This is a genomic window from Microbacterium sp. WHRI 7836 (assembly GCF_040223885.2).
Classification (GTDB): Bacteria; Actinomycetota; Actinomycetes; order Actinomycetales; family Microbacteriaceae; genus Microbacterium; species Microbacterium oxydans.
This window is the reverse complement of record NZ_CP168171.1, coordinates 3,629,109-3,645,361: the sequence shown is the minus strand read 5'-3', so window position 1 is coordinate 3,645,361 and position 16,253 is coordinate 3,629,109. Positions and strand designations below refer to the sequence as shown.

14 protein-coding genes are annotated in these 16,253 nt (G+C 68.7%); 10 read left to right on the top strand and 4 right to left on the bottom strand.

Annotation, left to right across the window (positions count from 1 at the left end; genetic code table 11):
• Nucleotides 1–64: 64 nt before the first annotated feature.
• A complete protein-coding gene (locus ABRP18_RS17530; RefSeq protein WP_349885134.1) occupies nucleotides 65–1,447 on the bottom strand; it encodes an LLM class flavin-dependent oxidoreductase in 1,383 nt (460 codons plus the stop codon).
• Between the two features lie 121 nt (nucleotides 1,448–1,568).
• On the opposite strand from ABRP18_RS17530, the gene ABRP18_RS17525 reads away from it, so the two are divergent.
• From ABRP18_RS17525 to ABRP18_RS17495, 7 genes are all read left to right on the top strand, one after another.
• Nucleotides 1,569–3,026, top strand: a complete 1,458-nt coding sequence (locus ABRP18_RS17525) for an adenosylhomocysteinase (protein WP_349885133.1) — start codon at nucleotides 1,569–1,571, stop codon at nucleotides 3,024–3,026.
• Nucleotides 3,023–4,318, top strand: coding sequence for an amidohydrolase family protein (locus ABRP18_RS17520; protein ID WP_058631959.1), 1,296 nt, complete (start codon nucleotides 3,023–3,025; stop codon nucleotides 4,316–4,318). The genes ABRP18_RS17525 and ABRP18_RS17520 overlap by 4 nt, the downstream gene beginning before the upstream one ends.
• Nucleotides 4,315–4,743 (top strand): cupin domain-containing protein, encoded by a 429-nt coding sequence (locus ABRP18_RS17515; protein WP_046748566.1) that lies wholly within the window; start codon nucleotides 4,315–4,317, stop codon nucleotides 4,741–4,743. The genes ABRP18_RS17520 and ABRP18_RS17515 overlap by 4 nt, the downstream gene beginning before the upstream one ends.
• 79 nt (nucleotides 4,744–4,822) lie before the next feature.
• A complete protein-coding gene (locus ABRP18_RS17510) occupies nucleotides 4,823–5,674 on the top strand; it encodes an ABC transporter substrate-binding protein (RefSeq protein WP_349885132.1) in 852 nt (283 codons plus the stop codon).
• The gene (locus ABRP18_RS17505) at nucleotides 5,671–6,537 is read left to right on the top strand and encodes an amino acid ABC transporter permease (RefSeq protein ID WP_282846813.1); all 867 of its coding nucleotides are present in this window, start codon (nucleotides 5,671–5,673) and stop codon (nucleotides 6,535–6,537) included. Before ABRP18_RS17510 ends, ABRP18_RS17505 begins: the two co-directional genes overlap by 4 nt.
• On the top strand, nucleotides 6,534–7,271 hold the full coding sequence (locus ABRP18_RS17500) for an amino acid ABC transporter ATP-binding protein (RefSeq protein WP_349885131.1): 738 nt from the start codon (nucleotides 6,534–6,536) through the stop codon (nucleotides 7,269–7,271). The genes ABRP18_RS17505 and ABRP18_RS17500 overlap by 4 nt, the downstream gene beginning before the upstream one ends.
• Before the next feature lie 251 nt (nucleotides 7,272–7,522).
• A complete protein-coding gene (locus ABRP18_RS17495) occupies nucleotides 7,523–8,761 on the top strand; it encodes a heparan-alpha-glucosaminide N-acetyltransferase domain-containing protein (RefSeq protein WP_349885130.1) in 1,239 nt (412 codons plus the stop codon).
• A 60-nt stretch (nucleotides 8,762–8,821) separates the two neighbouring features.
• Here ABRP18_RS17495 and pnuC read toward each other — a convergent pair whose 3' ends face one another.
• Together pnuC and ABRP18_RS17485 are read right to left on the bottom strand one after the other, a co-directional pair.
• Nucleotides 8,822–9,535, bottom strand: coding sequence for a nicotinamide riboside transporter PnuC (gene pnuC / locus ABRP18_RS17490; RefSeq protein ID WP_349885129.1), 714 nt, complete (start codon nucleotides 9,533–9,535; stop codon nucleotides 8,822–8,824).
• A gap of 2 nt (nucleotides 9,536–9,537) precedes the next feature.
• Nucleotides 9,538–10,089, bottom strand: coding sequence for an N-acetyltransferase family protein (locus ABRP18_RS17485; RefSeq protein ID WP_349885128.1), 552 nt, complete (start codon nucleotides 10,087–10,089; stop codon nucleotides 9,538–9,540).
• Nucleotides 10,090–10,650: 561 nt separating this feature from the next.
• On the opposite strand from ABRP18_RS17485, the gene ABRP18_RS17480 reads away from it, so the two are divergent.
• Both ABRP18_RS17480 and ABRP18_RS17475 read left to right on the top strand, forming a co-directional pair.
• Nucleotides 10,651–11,589 carry a hypothetical protein gene (locus ABRP18_RS17480; RefSeq protein ID WP_349885127.1) on the top strand — a complete coding sequence of 313 codons (939 nt, stop codon included), beginning with the start codon at nucleotides 10,651–10,653 and terminating at the stop codon, nucleotides 11,587–11,589.
• Entirely contained in the window at nucleotides 11,586–13,529 is a 1,944-nt protein-coding gene (locus tag ABRP18_RS17475) for an ATP-binding cassette domain-containing protein (RefSeq protein ID WP_349885126.1), read from the top strand. Before ABRP18_RS17480 ends, ABRP18_RS17475 begins: the two co-directional genes overlap by 4 nt.
• A 42-nt stretch (nucleotides 13,530–13,571) precedes the next feature.
• On the opposite strand, the gene ABRP18_RS17470 is transcribed toward ABRP18_RS17475, so the two are convergent.
• Entirely contained in the window at nucleotides 13,572–14,786 is a 1,215-nt protein-coding gene (locus tag ABRP18_RS17470) for a hypothetical protein (protein ID WP_046748576.1), read from the bottom strand.
• A gap of 81 nt (nucleotides 14,787–14,867) precedes the next feature.
• Between ABRP18_RS17470 and ABRP18_RS17465 the strand changes: the two genes are divergently transcribed.
• Nucleotides 14,868–16,217, top strand: coding sequence for a DUF222 domain-containing protein (locus ABRP18_RS17465; RefSeq protein ID WP_349885125.1), 1,350 nt, complete (start codon nucleotides 14,868–14,870; stop codon nucleotides 16,215–16,217).
• Nucleotides 16,218–16,253: the final 36 nt, after the last annotated feature.

The window sequence follows — 16,253 nt, the reverse complement described above, 5'->3', positions numbered from 1 at the left end:
AATCGCGCAAATGGTGGGAAACGGCGTCCGCAGCACCCGTTTGCGCGATTCGAAGGCGAGAGGGCTACGCCTTCGCGAAGGAGCCGACGCGGTACTTCGCGGCGCGGTGCGTGTCCTGCACGCGGTCGCCGCGGCCGTGGAGCTTGTTGCGGAGCGTTCCCGGTGCGTACTCCTCGGGGTAGACGCCGCGTTCGCGGAGCACCGGGATGACGTGCTCGATGATGTCCTGCCAGGTGCCGGGGGTGACCGCATAGGCGAGGTTGAAGCCGTCGATGTCGGTCTCCTCCACCCACGACTGCAGCTCGTCGGCGATCTCGACGCCCGAGCCGACGATCGTGGGGCCGAGGCCGCCGATCGCGTTGTGGCGCCCGAAGTCGCCGACCGTCCACTCGCGACCGAGGTCGGCCTCTTCCTTGAGGTGCTGCAGCACCGACTGGATCGCGTTCGACTCGACGTTCCCGACCGGCTCGTCCTCGGCGTACTGCGAGAGATCGACGCCCATCCACCCCGACATGAAGGTGAGTGCGCCCTCCGGGCTGGCGTAGGAGAGGTACTCGGCGTGCTTCGCGGTCGCCTCTTCGCTCGTCGCTGCGGTGATCACGGTGAGCAGCGTGTAGATGCGGGCGTCGTACCGGTCGCGACCTGCGGCCTCGAGCGCGTCGCGGATGCGCTTGACAGTGCCGGCGAGCACCTCTTTCGAGGGGGCGGCGACGAAGATGGCCTCGGCGTTCTCGGCGGCGAACTTCACCCCGCGCGGGCTCGCGCCGGCCTGGTAGATCACCGGTGTGCGCTGTGGTGACGGCTCGGAGATGTGGATGCCGGGAACGCTGAAGTGCTTCCCCTCATGCCCGATCGGGTGCACCTTGCCGGGGTCGGTGAAGATGCCGCGCTCGCGGTCCTCCACCACCGCGTCGTCCTCCCACGATCCCTCCCAGAGCTTGTAGAGCACCTCGACGTACTCGTCCGCGTGGTCGTAGCGGTCGTCGTGGGCGAGCTGGTCCTCCTGGCCCATGTTCCGTGCGGCGCTGGGCAGGTAACCGGTCACGACGTTCCAGCCGACGCGGCCCTGCGTGAGGTGGTCGAGTGTGCTGAGTCGTCGAGCGAACGGGTAGGGATGCTCGAACGCGGTGCCGGCCGTGATGCCGAAGCCGAGGTTCTCGGTCACCGCGGCCATCGCGCTGACCAGGAGGATCGGGTCGTTCACCGGCACCTGGGCGCCGTTGCGGATGGCGGCCTCGTTCGTGCCGCCGTACACGTCGTAGGTGCCGAGCACGTCGGCGATGAAGATGCCGTCGAAGGTCGCGCTCTCCAGCAGCTTCGCCAGATCCGTCCAGTACGAGATGGTGTTGTACTGCCGCGACCGGTCGTCGGGGTGGCGCCACAGGCCGGACGACTGGTGGGCGACGCAGTTCATGTCGAAGGCGTTGAAGCGGATCTGACGGGTCATGGGCTCCATGAAAGGCGAACCGCGCCGGGGAATCCAGGGTCGCCGACACGCGCCGACACATTCGGGCGCGACAGCCTCCGCTCTGGCAGTCGGCACACCCGGCGGGCTCTACCCTTGACTGGTGACCGACGAGACCGCGACAGCCCAGCGTCTGGTGCGGCGCTTCGCCCGCGAGACCAACCTGCTCGTGGCCGGTCGCGACTTCTCCGTCGTGGGAACGGATGCCGTGGCCGACGAGCTGCGTCGACTGCTGCCCGCGTTCGGTGCGCATCTCGGAAGCACCGGCACGGTCGGCCACGGAGTCGTCCTCGCACCGGGTGCGACGCCCGAGATCCTGCTCGACGGCAAGGCTCTCCCAGTGCGTGAGACGGCTCACGACCGTGTCGATGCGGCCGGACGTCACATGCCCGTCGCCACCGATCGCGCGCGACGCCTGCGCGAGGCCGGCACGGTGAAGGGTGTGCGGATCGGCATCGCGATGGTGCTGGAGCCGAAGACCGCCCAGCTCGCCCTGCTGCTGCGGGATGCCGGAGCGACGGTCGCCGTCTACGCCCACCCGGATGAGATCGACGTCGAGGTCGCCCAGGTGCTGCGATCCCGCGGAATCCCCGTCGACGGTGACCCGGCCCTGTCGGCAGCTGCGGAGCGCGCCGCCGCCGTGGCCTTCCTGCGCCGCGGCTTCGACCTGCTGCTCGACGACGGCTCCCACCTGATCCGTCTCGCGCACGAGGAGGGTCTCGCAGCCGCGCTGCGTGGGGCGGCGGAGGAGACCACGAGTGGACTCACGCCCCTGCGGCTCATGGAGCGCGAAGGAGTGCTCGAGATCCCGGTCATCGCGGTGAACGACGCCCAGACCAAGACCTCTTTCGACAACCGCTACGGCACCGGGCAGTCCTGCGTGTTCGCGATCGCCGACGCCCTGGACGCCGCCGGCATCGACCTTCGCGACCAGCCGGCCGTGGTCGTGGGCTACGGGCCCGTAGGAGAGGGCGTCGCCGCCCACCTGCGGGCGCTGGGCGTGCAGGTCGGCGTCACCGAGACCGACCCGGTGCGCGCACTTCGCGCCACGCACGACGGCTACCGCATCGGGCGTCTGCACGACCTCGCCCCCGGAGCGCTCGTCGTCTCGGCCACCGGTGCGCCGCACACGGTCGATGCCGAGGTGCTGCTCACGGCGGCGATCGTCGCGGTCGCCGGCGGTGTTCCGCACGAGGTCGACCTCGATGTGTCGACGCTGCAGTCGTACGCAGGAGCGGACGGGCAGAGATCGCCGTTCGTCGAGCGTGCGGGAGACGGCGCGCTCGTGATCGCGAGGGCCGGATGCGTGAACCTCGCAGCCGGCGAGGGCAACCCGATCGAGATCATGGATCTGTCGTTCGCCGTGCAGTTGTACGCCGTCGAGCACCTGCTCTCGCTCGCGCTGCCCGTCGGAGTGCATGCCCTTCCCGCCGAGGCCGACACCGCCATCGGCACGGCCGCTCTCGCCCTGCGCGGAGAGCGCATCGACCAGCGCAGCGCCGCCCAGATCGACGCGCTGCGCGAATGGCGCTCGCCGCGTTTCCGAGGAGAGTCCGCATGACCGCCGTGACCGTCTACTCCGCGGGGCTCGTCGTGCCGATCACCGCCCCGCCGATCGTCGACGGTGCGGTCGCCGTGCGCGACGGACGGATCATGCACGTGGGCGAACGCGAGTGGGTGCTGCGGTCGCTCTCGGAACGCGGGATCGAGGCGGAGGAGGTGCACTGGCACGGCGTGCTCACCCCCGGTCTCGTGAACGCGCACACCCACCTGCAGTACACGGGCATGGCCTCGGTCGGGCGCGGGCAGTACGACGGCTTCGACGACTGGGTGCGCGCGTTCGATCCGGTCTACGAAGGTGGGCGCGACTGGGCGGTGGACGCGGCCGACGGTGCCGCACAGGCACTGCGTTTCGGCACGACGGCCGTTGCGGATGTCGTGACCGACAGGGCGGCAGCGACCGCATTGCACGACGCCCGCCTGCACGGCATCACCTACTGGGAGGTGATGAGCTGGACCAACGCCGACTGGGCTCGCACCGGGCGCGAGCAGGTGGAGCAGGCGCTCGACGCGCTGCCGACGCCGCCGGGGACGGGCCTCTCACCCCACGCTCCCTACTCGCTCGACATCGAGCCGCTGCTGGAGATCCCCGACATCGTGCGCGAGCGCGGCGGACGCATCCACATCCACCTCGGCGAGGCTGCTTTCGAGAGCGAGTTCGCGCACGAGCACCCGCAGGCCTGGCACACGGCAGGGCTCGCGAGCTTCCAGGAGCTGCGCAAGGCCGGATTCGGCACCAGCGCCACCGAGTTCGTCGATCAGCTCGGCGTGCTCGGACCGGACTGCCACATCGCGCACGGGGTGTACATGAGCGCCAGGGACCGTGCCATCCTCCGGGAGCGCCGCACCACCGTGGCGCTGTGCCCGCGATCGAACGCCGTCATCGGGCTCGAGGAACCCCCGATCGCCGCGTACCTGCGCGAGGGCAGCCCGATCGCCGTCGGCACCGACTCGTTGTCGTCGAGCCCCTCGCTCGATGTGCTGGCCGATGTGGCCGAGCTCGCGCGCATCGCCCGCTCGCAGGGGTACACCGACCGCGACCTGCACGCCCGCCTGCTGGGTGCGGCCACCCTCGGAGGGGCGCACGCCATGGGCATCGACGTCGGTCCCGACCGCACCGGGTACCTCGCGGTGGGGGCACTCGCCGACCTCACGTTCTTCGACGTCCCGTCCGGCCCCGATGCCGTGGTCGAACTCGTCGAGCACGGGGCGGGCCGCACGGCCGCCACCATCATCTCCGGCGAGGTCCGCTACGCCGTCGACTCCTTCCCCGAAACCGGAGCACCCGCATGACACAGCGCCCCGCGACCGCCGAACGGCTCGACCTCGCGCCGCACCCCGAGGGCGGCTGGTTCCGTCGCACCTGGACGAGCCCGCTTCCCGTCGAGACGCCGAACGGTCCGCGCCCGGCGGCCACCTGCATCCACTACCTGCTGCTGCCGTCGGAACGGAGTGAGTGGCACGTCGTGACCAGCGACGAGCTGTGGCTGTGGCACGGCCCGGGGCGGCTCGAACTGAGTCTCGGTGGCGACGGCGCGGAGCCGGGGGTGGCGACCCCGGTGGTGCTCGGACCCGACGACGCGGCACAGGTGCTCGTGCCCGCCGGTGTCTGGCAGGCCGCGCGGCCGCTCGACGCCGACGAGGTGCTGGTGTCGTGCTTCGTGTCGCCAGGTTTCGACTTCGCCGATTGGCGACTCGCCGCATCGCCTACTCTGTAGAGGCAGACCCGCCTCGACACCTGGCGGACCCGCCCTGCCCCGCGCTCTCCTCCCTACCCTTCTTCGCCCTGGAGTCATCGTGCCCTTCGCCCTCTCCCTCCGCCGCGCAGCCGCCGTCACCGCTGCGGCCGCCGCCATCGCGCTCACTCTCTCCGCGTGCACCTCGCCGTCCTCCGACTCCGGCAGCGGTGACGGGTCGGGCCTCTCGACCGTGACCGAGGGCAAGCTCACGATCGCCACCGGCGAGCCCAACTACGAGCCGTGGTTCGTCGACGACGACCCCTCCAACGGCGAGGGCTTCGAGGGCGCGGTCGCGAACGCGGTCGCCGAGCAGCTCGGGTACGCGGCCGACGACATCGTCTGGGTGCGCACCACCTTCGACGGCGCCATCGCTCCCGGTCCCAAGGACTGGGACATCAATCTGCAGCAGTTCTCCATCACCGACGACCGCAAGAAGGCCGTCGACTTCTCGTCGCCGTACTACACGACCACCCAGGCCGTCGTGGCGGTGGGCGATTCGCCCGCCGCATCCGCGACCACCATCGACGAGCTCAAGGCCACCAAGGTCGGCGTCGCCAGCGGCACCACGAGCTACACGGTCGCGAAGGCTCAGCTCGGCGAAGGCAACCTCAGCGTCTTCAACTCGGTCGACGACGTCGTGCTCGCGCTCAAGGGCGGTCAGATCGACGCCATGATCACCGACCTCCCCGGTGCCTTCTACGTCGTCGGCGCTCAGCTCGACGACGGCGTGGTCACCGGACAGTTCGCCGACGCGAACGGCGGAGACGACTTCGGCATCGTGCTGCCCAAGGGCTCAGCCCTCACGGCCGACGTCACCAAGGCGGTCGACGCCCTGCGCGACAACGGCACGCTCGACGAGCTGCAGCAGAAGTGGCTCAGCGACGCGGTCGACGTCCCCGTCCTGAAATGACCTCGACGTCCGTCGACGCGGAGTGGCAGCCGAGCGAGCTCGAGCTGTCACGCCGCGCTCTGCGGCGCCGGGCCACCACGCGCTCGGTCCTGATCGCCTTCGGCAGCAGCCTCGCGCTCGCCGTGGTGCTGATCGTCGTCGTCGTCAACACCCCCGGTTGGGCGATCGTCAGCCAGACGTTCTTCGACCCCCAGGTGGCGCTCGAGAGCATCGGTCCGATCTTCCAGGGGCTGCTCGTCAACCTGCTCGTGCTCGTCATCGCGGTGGTCTGCGTCGCGATCCTCGGCACGCTCCTAGCCACCCTGCGCTCTTTGCGTGGCCCCGTGTTCTTCCCGCTGCGTGCGCTCGCTGCGGCGTACACCGACTTCTTCCGCGGCATCCCGCTGCTGATCGTGCTGTACCTGGTGGGCTTCGGCATCCCCGCGCTCGGGATCTTCCCGCGCATGCCCGCGATGTTCTGGGGCACGATCGCGCTGGTCCTCACCTACTCCGCGTACGTCGCCGAGGTGCTCAGGGCCGGCATGGAGGCGGTGCACCCCTCGCAGCGCATCGCCGCGCGCTCGCTCGGACTCACGCACGGGCAGACGCTGCGGATCGTCGTGATCCCGCAGGGCGTCCGCAAGGTCGTGCCCGCACTCATGAACGACTTCGTGTCGATGCAGAAGGACGTGGGTCTGATCTCCGTCCTCGGTGCGGTCGATGCCGTCAGGGCCGCGCAGCTGATGGTCGCCGAGACCTACAACTTCACCCCCTACGTCGTCGCTGGCCTCATGTTCATCGTGCTCAGCTGGCCGATGATCCGCCTGACCGACGTCGTCACGGCACGTCTGAACAAGCGCGAGCAGGCCGGAGGAGTCGTATGAGCGTGCCGGTGATCGAAGCCAAGGGCGTGCGCAAGCGCTTCGGCGACCACGACGTGCTGCGCGGCATCGACCTCTCGGTCGGCACGCACGAGGTGGTCGTGCTGATAGGCGCATCGGGTTCGGGCAAGTCGACGCTGCTCAAGACCATGAACCTCATCGAGGGGGTCGACGACGGGCAGATCTTCCTCTCGGGGGAGGACATCACCGACCCGCGGGTGGATGCCGACGCCGTACGGGGGCGGACCGGGGTCGTGTTCCAGCACTTCAACCTGTTCCCGCATCTCACCGTGCTCGACAACGTCACGCTCGCCGCGGTCCGCGTGCACGGGATGCGCAAGGCCGAGGCGCGGGCGAAGGCGCGCGCGCTGCTCGAGACGCTCGGGCTCGGCGCCAAGGCGGGCGAGTACCCCGACCGGCTCTCGGGCGGACAGCAGCAGCGGGTGGCGATCGTGCGGGCGGTGCTCACACAGCCCGAGGTGCTGCTGCTCGACGAGATCACGAGTGCGCTCGACCCGCAGCTGGTCGGCGAGGTGCTCGACCTGGTGCGCGAGCTGAAGGTCCAGGGCGCCACGATCGTGATGGCCACGCACGAGATGTCGTTCGCCCGCGAGGTCGCCGACCGCATCGTGTTCCTCGAGCACGGCGTGGTCGTCGAGCAGGGTCCGCCCTCGCAGGTGTTCGACGCCCCGCAGCAGCCGGCCACGGCGGAGTTCCTGGCCCGCGTGCGGCACTGACACCCGCTAGGACCCGCACGCGCCGACTTCATTCGCTCGACGGAGAGAAGCGGTACTGAGGGTGGATGTGTGCCCTCGGGCGTTCGTGTTGAGCTTGAGGTCTCTGCTGAATCCTCGAGAGGTCTCCTTTGAGCACGCCCCACAATATCCCGTCATTCCCTGCGCCGACGGAGGACTCTTCTGTCGCAGACTCCGGCGGCCGTCCGCGACGCGGAGGAGCCACCTCCACGGGTAGGCGCCGTATCGTCGGCGTGGATGTCGCGCGTGGACTCGCGCTGGTCGGGATGTTCGGCGCCCACCTGATGGTCGCAAGCGGTCCTGACTTCACTCTCTCGGATCCGTCGACGTGGCTGGACATCGTCAACGGGCGCTCCTCGATCCTGTTCGCCCTGCTGGCGGGGGTATCTCTCGCGCTGATGACCGGCGGTGCGCAGAACGCGACTGCGGACGAGCTGCGGAAGATCCGGTTGCGCCTGGTCGGTCGAGGAGCGGCGATCTTCGCGATCGGGCTGCTGGTCGAGCTGCTGGGCTCCGGCATCGCCGTGATCCTCACGCTGTACGGCGTGCTGTACATCCTGGCGGCGTTCACGGTGCACCTGCGCACCAGGGTGCTGGTGATCGCGGGGGCGGCGCTCGGTATCCTCGGTCCTCCGCTGCTCGCTCTGATCGGCACGCTCTCGCCGGATCTGGGTGGCCCTGGGCTGTCGCTGGTGCTGTTCGGCACCTACCCGATCACGGTGTGGGCGGCGCTGCTCTGCGCAGGTCTGGTCATCGGCCGCCTCGATCTGACCCGCGTGAAGACGGCTGTGGTCATGCTCGTCTGCGGTGGGCTGGTGGCGATCGGCGGATACACGCTGGGCGGGCTGCTCACGCCGCCGCAGCAGGATGTCACGACGTCGAGCTCCGCCTCCGGTTCGGGTTCGGGCTCGGGTTCGGGCTCGATGAGCATGGTCCCGGGTGACGAGGTCGACATCTCCGGGCTGACGTGCCAGACGAGCGACGGCATCGTCGCCTGCTTCGCGCCGGAGAAGGCCTTGCTGTTCGGTGGCGACGGCGGTGGCGACGTCGACGGCCAGTCGTACTTCGACCGGGTGGCGTCGCAGGACCCGCCCGCGAAGATGCTCGAGGCCGTCACCAATTTCTCCGCCCACTCCGGCGGGGTGCTCGAGATCCTCGCATCCGGCGGATTCGCGGTGGCGATCCTCGGGCTGTGCCTGATCGTCACCCGCTACGCGAGGTGGGCGATGGCACCACTGGCCGCCTATGGTGCGGTGCCCCTCACCGGCTACGTCATCCAGGCGATCCTCATCCTGGCGGGTGCGGCGACCTGGCTCCCGAACCCGGTGCTTCCCTGGATCGCGTTGTCGCTGCTGATGATGGCCGGCGCACTCGTCTGGACGCGCACGGTCGGCAAGGGTCCGCTCGAACGGCTCACGGCGCGTGCGGCCGATGTCATGGCGCTGACCGTGAAGGGGAAGAGCCGGGCCTGAGGACTGCCTCGTTTCGAGGAGGGGCGACAGCGAGGCGGAAGGGCCGGGGGAGGGCGGAGCTCAGGCGAGCTCTTCCTCCTCCGGCCGTCGGGGGCTCGGGTCGGGCGGCAGGATCTCGATCGGATGCGCGGCGGTGCGCTGTGCCCGCCACCAGATCACGAACCCGATCGCGGTGAAGACGCCGTAGAAGACGTACATGAAGCCGGTTGCGTAGTAGCCGGAGCTGAACAGCAGCGGCACGCCGACCACGTCGACGGCGATCCAGATCAGCCAGAACTCGGTCCAGCCCTTGGCCATGCCGTAGGTCGCGAGCAAGGATCCGACGAACGTCCAGGCATCGGCCCACACCGGCTCCCACGATCCGAGCAGACGGAACAGCGGGGTCAGGGCGACCGTGCCGAAGATCATCACGAGCACCATGCCGATGCGTGCGCTCGTCGGGGCCCAGCGGGGAACCACTCGCCCGCCGTCGAGATTCCGCCAGCGGATCCAGCCGTAGATGGCCACGGCGATGAACATGATCTGCCGACCGGCCTGCCCGAGCAGGTGCGGCAGCGACGGGTCGGGGCTCAGCGCTGAGCCCAGGAAGACCGTGAGAAGCAGCAGGTTGCCGATGATGCCGACCGGCCACGCCCACACCTTGCGGCGCATCCCGCCGAGGGCGCTCGCGAGGCCGAACGCGTTGCCCACGACCTCACGCACGAGGAGGGTCTGCCCGCCCGGCAGGATCCACTGCGAGTTGAAGGCTTCGACGAACCACTGCAGCAGGTCCATCGTCAGGATCCGGTGCGGGGTTCGGTGCGGGGTTCGGTGCCGGGTTCGGCGCGATCGTCGAGCATGAGTTGCAGCATGCTCAGATCGAGCCAGCGTCCGAACTTCGCGCCGACCTGCGGCATGCGCCCGACCTCGACGAAGCCCAGTCGCTCGTGCAGGGCGATGGAGGCCGCGTTGCCGCTCTCGACCCCCGCGATCATCACGTGCATCCCGGCGTCCCGCGCGCGATCGACGAGCGCGGCCATCAGCGCCGTGCCGATGCCGCGTCCGTGCTGGCCGCCGAGGACGTAGACCGAGTGCTCCACCGTGAGCCGATAGCCGCTGTGCGGTCGCCACTGCGCGTACGACGCGTAGCCCAGCACGCCGGAATCGTCGAACGCGACGATGACCGGGCAACCGCGAGCGGTGCGATCGGCGAGCCAGGCGACGCGGTCGGCGAGGTCCACCGCCTGCTCGTTCCAGATCGCGGTGGTGTGCAGCACGGCATGGTTGTGGATCTCGGTGATTGTCTCGAGATCGGCAGTCTCGGCATCCCTGATTCGCACGGCTGTCATCGGCGGGCGGTCTCTCTTCTTCTGCGCTTCGGGTGCGCATCGCCGACGCTAGCAGGAGGAGCGCTGTTCGGGCGCGCTGCGACCGAACAGTTACGAGAGGCAGAGTGCGGGTGTCGCTCTTGTCCCCCCGAACGGCCTACAGACGCGCGCAAAGATCATGTCTACCGTGTAGAACGTATTGTTTTAGTTGGCGGGTGCATCGGAGGATCTCATGTCTTTGGAACACGCGCGTCGCGCAACCTGGCGCACAAGAGCGGCCAGCGCGCTGATCGCACTCGTCCTGTCCGGGGTGGGAGTTCTCGCCTTGGCGGGCCCTGCCGCAGCCGCGCCGAGTGATTGCCCATCCGGGTACTTCAACAACGGGCGCTCCCAGAACTCCTACCTCTACAAAGGACAGAACCATACAGGAGGGAAGGGCCTCCTTATCCTCCGGGGGCAGGGCTTCGGCAATGTGGGTAGCTACAACGACGAGATCGAGTCGGGATACTTCAGCGGCACCCTCAGTAGCGTTGGTTCGGCTCTATGCCGGTGACGTCTCCGCGCGTAGGTGGCCGCCTGGTCATGGCGACCGTCCTTGCGGTCACGGTTGCCGGGGGTCTGGTGGGGTGTACCGCGTCCGACAGTGAGACGGATGCGGGGGTGAGGAATCAAGCGGCTTGGAAGATGCCTCTTGATGAGTTCGTCGTGTATTCCCCGGACCTGGACAACTATGCGGAGCAGTTGTTGATCTCGGATTGTCTGGGTGCGCAGGGGTATGAGTGGCCGGTGCCGTGGCAGGATACCGACTTCCCCCGTGCGGAAGACTTCAACCGGGTAGGTCTGCGGCTGTTCAATCTGGAACTGGCAAAGAAGTGGGGTTACCATTTCGCGCGGCTGGATGATCCGGAGAGCGCTGAGCTGTGGTTTACATACACAGAGACAGTGGATTCGTACTTTCCGAATCAGGAACTGGATGACGCGCTCGTGGCCTGCACTGACAAGATCCGCGCGAAAGACAAGGACTTCGCATCCACCGCCGACGGGCTGAACTACAACGCTGAGCTATCCGCCCAGGCTTGGGACATCGTGGAGCAGGATCCGGATGTGGTCAAGGCGGTGAAGGCCTGGCGGGAGTGTCTGACCCCACGGGTGGATTACGCGGTGACTCAGGAGCAACCTTGGGAAGGAGCTCCTTATGAGGTGGCAGAGGTGTGGGGTGCGGTGACCGGGTCGTCGTCCGCGCCTTCGGCGGAGGAGCTTGCTGCGGCTGTTGCTGATGCGGAGTGCCAGGAGTCGAGTGGGTGGGCCTCGCTCTGGTATGAGCGGAATTGGGAGGAGCAGGAGAAGCTCGTCGCGGAGAACAGGGACAAGCTCGACTGTTCTGACAAAGCAGCAGGCGGACGGAACGCTCATCGAGGTGCCGGTCGCGGTTCTGGGCACACTGCAGGGCGAGGTCGCCGTCGAGCCGCTCGACGAAGGTGCCCTGAAGGCCGGCGACCTGGTTCGAGTCGGTTGACGTGACGCTGATTCAGTTACGGGGAGTGCGTCGGACGTACTCGTCGGCAGGTCGGCCCGATGTCGATGCACTGCGCGGTATCGACCTGGAGATCGACCAGGGGGAGTTCGTTGCGATCGTTGGGCCATCGGGCGGTGGCAAGACGACACTGATGAACATTCTGGGGCTCCTCGACGACCCGACGGCGGGTAGCTATGTTCTGGACGGAGAGGAGGCTCGTGCCGGCGACGGCCGCCGTGCGGCGAGCGTGCGGGCACGGACGATCGGATTCGTGTTCCAGGCCTTCCATCTTCTCGAGGCCAGACCAGCCGTCGACAGCGTCGAGCTGAACCTGCTCTACCGGGGCGTGCCGCGTGTCGAGCGGCGTGAGAGGGTCATCCGCGCCATCGACTCTGTCGGGCTCGCGGAACGCGCGTTCCAGAGCACCTCGACGCTGTCGGGCGGGCAGCGTCAACGTATCGCGATCGCCCGGGCGATCGCCGGGGGCGCGAAACTGATCCTCGCCGACGAGCCGACCGGAAACCTCGACTCGGTCAACGCCGCTCGTGTTCTGGACGAGCTTGGACGCATCAATCGCGACGGGGCGACGGTCGTCGTCGTCACTCATTCGGCTGAGGTCGCGGCGCGGGCGCGTCGTGTGGTCCACATCGCCGACGGGGCGATCGTGTCCGACGAGCGACAGCCCGACACCGGAGCGGATCCGGCACCGAAAGAGTCCGGGGATAGGCCGCTGGCTTCTGCAGTCGACGAGGGGCCCTTCCCTGTGCCGGGCGACGACGAGCAGGCGCAGCTCACCGGGCGCATCCGACTCGCCGACATACTGCGCGACGCCTGGGCGTCGGTGATGTCGAGAAAGTACCAATCGATCGGACAGGGGCTCGCCGTCGCCATTGCCGTGGCATTGACGATCACCACCCTCGGGCTTTCGGCATCGGCACGGGCCCAAGTGTCCGCCACGTTCGATGCTCACCTGAACCGCGAGGTCTCGGCGACGTGGTCGACGGGAGCCAAGCACTCGCTTCCGCCCGAGGAGGTTCCGCAGGCGATCGAGCGACTCAGCGGAGTGGATGCGGCCGCGGTCGTCATCGATCTCAATGTCAGCACGGTCTCGACGTTCGCGGAGGCACGCCAGATCCGGCCGCACGTCGCCATCGGAGACATTGTCGGCGCTGCGCGTCTCACCGTCGATGAGGCACCGTGGCATGAGGGACCTCTGGCTGCCGGTGAGGCCTACGTCGGAGATCTTCTCGCGAAGGACATGCAACTCAGCAGCATCGACGGCGCCCTCACGATCTCGGTTGATGGCATCACCTATGTCGTCGCCGGCATCATCACCACGTCCTCGCGCCTCCCCCTGCTCCGCGGTGAAGTGGTCGTCGGACCCCGCGACGACATCACGGCGAAAGGGGCCGTCGATGTGACGATGTTGGCCGTGACTTCCTCCGGCGCAGCGCAGCAGGTCGCCAAGCAGTTGCCTTCGGCACTGAACCCGTACGAGCCGGACCGGATCGTCGTCGCTGCGCCGACCGATTCTGCACAGTTGAGAGGACAGGTCGAACAAGGGGTGCAGGCCACCCTCACCGCGTTCACGCTGCTCGCGCTGATCGTCGCGATCGCCGCACTCATGAACGCCACGTTCCTCGCTGTCAACGCACGCCGGGGTGAGATCGGCATGCGCAAAGCGCTCGGAGCCCGAGACCGACAGATCGGGGAACTCATCACCCTCGAATCCGCAATCGTCGGTGTCGTCGGAGGGGCCGCAGGTCTCGTGCTCGGCATGGCGGCAATCCTCGTCGTCACAGTGAGCCAACGATGGGCGCCCGTGTTCGATATCGTGCTGCTTCCCATCGCCATTGCCGTCGGCCTGATCGTCGGTGCCGGAGGAGGTGGATTGGCCTCCATCCGCGCCGCGCGTCTGCGCCCCGCCGAGAATCTCCGCAGCTGACATCCCTGCTGGACGTCGTGCGGGCGCGCTGCGGCCGAACAGTTACGAGGAGCGGCGCGCCGGTGTCGTGCTGACGGCCTCGCGCACGAGGATCGCTCGCCGCATGTCGGCCATGATCGGGTCGAAGAACCGCTCCCGGTAGCGTGCCTCGCTCACAGCGGAGAACACGAAGGGGAGGGCGGCGATCACGGCGAGCAGAGTGGCGGCCTTGAGCAGGTTGACGGTGAGCGGCAGCTTCGCCCCGAAGAACTCCAGGGGCTGCACCGCGAGCGGCTGGGCGGCGCTGCCGGGACCGAGCCAGATGCCGACGACGCCCTGGGGGATCGCGATGCCTCCGATCACGATCAGCAGCGCCGCGAGGAGCCCGGCGAAGAACAGCGCCTGCACGAGTTGCGCGACGGTCATCGCGAGCAGGATGTTGATGCGCTGCGGAGCGTGCAGGCGCCCCGGCCGCCCGGGTGCGGGACGCCCCTCCGCCGGGGTGCCGACGAGCAGGGCGGCTCGCTGCTCCGCGGTCGGCGCGTGCGCGTGGTCATCGATCTCCGACGCGCTGACGCGCAGCACGACGATGCCGGCGAGCACCGCGACGACGAGGCCGACGAGGGCGATCGATCCCCATGACAGCGCGGAGGCCATCTGCCAGACCTCGGCAGAGAAGAACGAGAAAACCACCAGCATGAGGATCACGGGCAGCGCGATCGACGCCATGTGCCCGATCGCCGACGCATTGCGCACCGCCAGGCGCGAGGCCCAGGAGATCATGGCACCGCCGCCCATGCCGGTCACCAGGATGCAGAGGGCGAGCACGAGCGCCGTGCGGAGGACCGGCCCCACGGTTGAATTCGGGTGGGTGCTGTAGTCGTAGACGATCGTGAAGGCGAGGCTGACGGCGATCAGGACGAGGGCGACCGCCGTGCCGATCCCCGCAGGGAGACGCCGCAGCAGGGCTCGGACGAGGAAGTAGGCGGCCCAGGCGAGGCCCACCGCCAGCAGGAAGATCGTGAGGGCGAGGGGGACGATCAGGAGCTCCCACCCGATCGAGTCGTCGTCGAGGGCGAAGTCGAACACGACCTCGATCCCGTCCTGGAAGAGGTAGGCGGCCACCGCGACCCAGGCGATGAGGGGGGCGACGCGACGGGGGAGGTCGGTGAACCAGCGCCGCAACGGCACGAAGGTCGGAAGCCCCTGCTCGCGGAACCAGCGGTCGGCGTCGCGCTTCGTGCTGCGGGACTTCGGCGACGGCGAGGTGGCGGACATGGCGATGAGACTACGGCACGGCGGCGCATCGACTTATCCACACCCCTCCAATATATCGAAGATATGTTCTAAACTGAGGGCATGACGAACCCGCATCTGAGCCCCCTCCTCGAGGCCGTGGAGTGCCTCGAAGACGTGTGGGCGGATGCGTCGAACGCGGCCGAGCTGACCAGAGCACAGCTGCTCGAGGCGCATCGCACGATGGGGCTGGTGCAGCGTCGACTCGACGGCATCCACGCCGAGATCGCGGCGAGCATCGCGCGGGAGTCGCGCCCCGAGCTGGGAGCGGCGAGCCTGGCGAAGGAGCAGGGGTTCCGCAGCCCTGCGACCATGATCGCGGCGACGACCGGCGGATCGACGGGAGATGCGTTGCGCCTGGTGAAGGTGGGGGAGGCCACGGCTCCCCGGGCGAACCTCCTCGGCGAACCGCTGCCGCCGCGTTATCCCGCGGTGCAACAGGCGATCGGCGCGGGCGCGCTGAGCGCCGCAGCAGCAGCGTCGATCGTGACCCTGCTCGATCGGGCCCGGCTGAAGGTCGGTCTGGAGCGGATCATCGAGGCCGAGCGACTGCTCGTCGAACGCGCCGCGGAGCTGTCGCTCGACGACGTGCGCAAGCTGGTCGTGCACGCCGAGGCCTGGCTCGATCCCGACGGTGTGGCTCCGCGCGAAGACGAGGCTCGTTCACGGCGCTCGCTGACGATGTTCGAGCGCGACGGGTCGCTGCACCTGACGCTGCAGACCGATGTCGCCTCCGGCGCGCCGGTGAAAGCGGCGATCCAGGCCTACGTCACTGCGACGTTCCAGGCCAGGGCGCACGTGCTCGATCCCGAGGCGCCCGATGCCGATCGACGCACGGTCGCGATGCTCCAGGCCGATGCGTTCGTCGAGATCTGCGCACACGCGAGCGGATGCGACAACGGCGGTCTCCCCGTGTCCGGAGCGACGGTCGTCGTGCGGGTGGGGCTCGACGAGCTGACCGGCGGCACCGGGTTCGCGACGGTCGACGGCCTCGGTGAGCCCGTCAGCATCGCCGCCTGTCGCCGGATGGCGGCGGGCGGTGGCATCATCCCCGTCGTGCTCGGAGGTGGAGGCGAGATCCTCGACTGGGGTCGTGAGAAGCGGCTGTTCACCCGTGCTCAGCGGCTCGCGCTGGTGGAGCGTGACGGCGGCTGTGTGATGTGCGGGCTCGCGCCGCAGCTGACCAGGGCGCATCACCTGCGTTGGTGGCAGCGGGATGCCGGGCCGACCGACCTCGACAACGGGGTGCTGCTCTGCGAGAGCTGTCACCACCGCATCCACGACAACGACTGGGAGATCAGGATCGAGGGGGTCGGGGTCGCGGCACGGGTGTGGCTCATCCCACCGCCCAACGTCGATCCGGAACGCAGACCGAGACTCGGGGGTCGAGCGCGCTACGACATCGCAGCGTGACTGCGTGCCGCGCGGGTGTGTGCGTGGAGTGAGGCG

What these genes read in the sequence shown, in the direction of transcription:
- ABRP18_RS17520 (WP_058631959.1), top strand. Translation starts at nt 3,023, where the DNA reads ATGACCGCCGTGACCGTCTACTCCGCGGGGCTCGTCGTGCCGATCACC.
- ABRP18_RS17530 (WP_349885134.1), bottom strand. Translation starts at nt 1,447, where the DNA reads ATGACCCGTCAGATCCGCTTCAACGCCTTCGACATGAACTGCGTCGCC.
- ABRP18_RS17485 (WP_349885128.1), bottom strand. Translation starts at nt 10,089, where the DNA reads ATGACAGCCGTGCGAATCAGGGATGCCGAGACTGCCGATCTCGAGACA.
- ABRP18_RS17505 (WP_282846813.1), top strand. Translation starts at nt 5,671, where the DNA reads ATGACCTCGACGTCCGTCGACGCGGAGTGGCAGCCGAGCGAGCTCGAG.
- ABRP18_RS17480 (WP_349885127.1), top strand. Translation starts at nt 10,651, where the DNA reads ATGGCGACCGTCCTTGCGGTCACGGTTGCCGGGGGTCTGGTGGGGTGT.
- ABRP18_RS17500 (WP_349885131.1), top strand. Translation starts at nt 6,534, where the DNA reads ATGAGCGTGCCGGTGATCGAAGCCAAGGGCGTGCGCAAGCGCTTCGGC.
- ABRP18_RS17465 (WP_349885125.1), top strand. Translation starts at nt 14,868, where the DNA reads ATGACGAACCCGCATCTGAGCCCCCTCCTCGAGGCCGTGGAGTGCCTC.
- pnuC (WP_349885129.1), bottom strand. Translation starts at nt 9,535, where the DNA reads ATGGACCTGCTGCAGTGGTTCGTCGAAGCCTTCAACTCGCAGTGGATC.
- ABRP18_RS17515 (WP_046748566.1), top strand. Translation starts at nt 4,315, where the DNA reads ATGACACAGCGCCCCGCGACCGCCGAACGGCTCGACCTCGCGCCGCAC.
- ABRP18_RS17470 (WP_046748576.1), bottom strand. Translation starts at nt 14,786, where the DNA reads ATGTCCGCCACCTCGCCGTCGCCGAAGTCCCGCAGCACGAAGCGCGAC.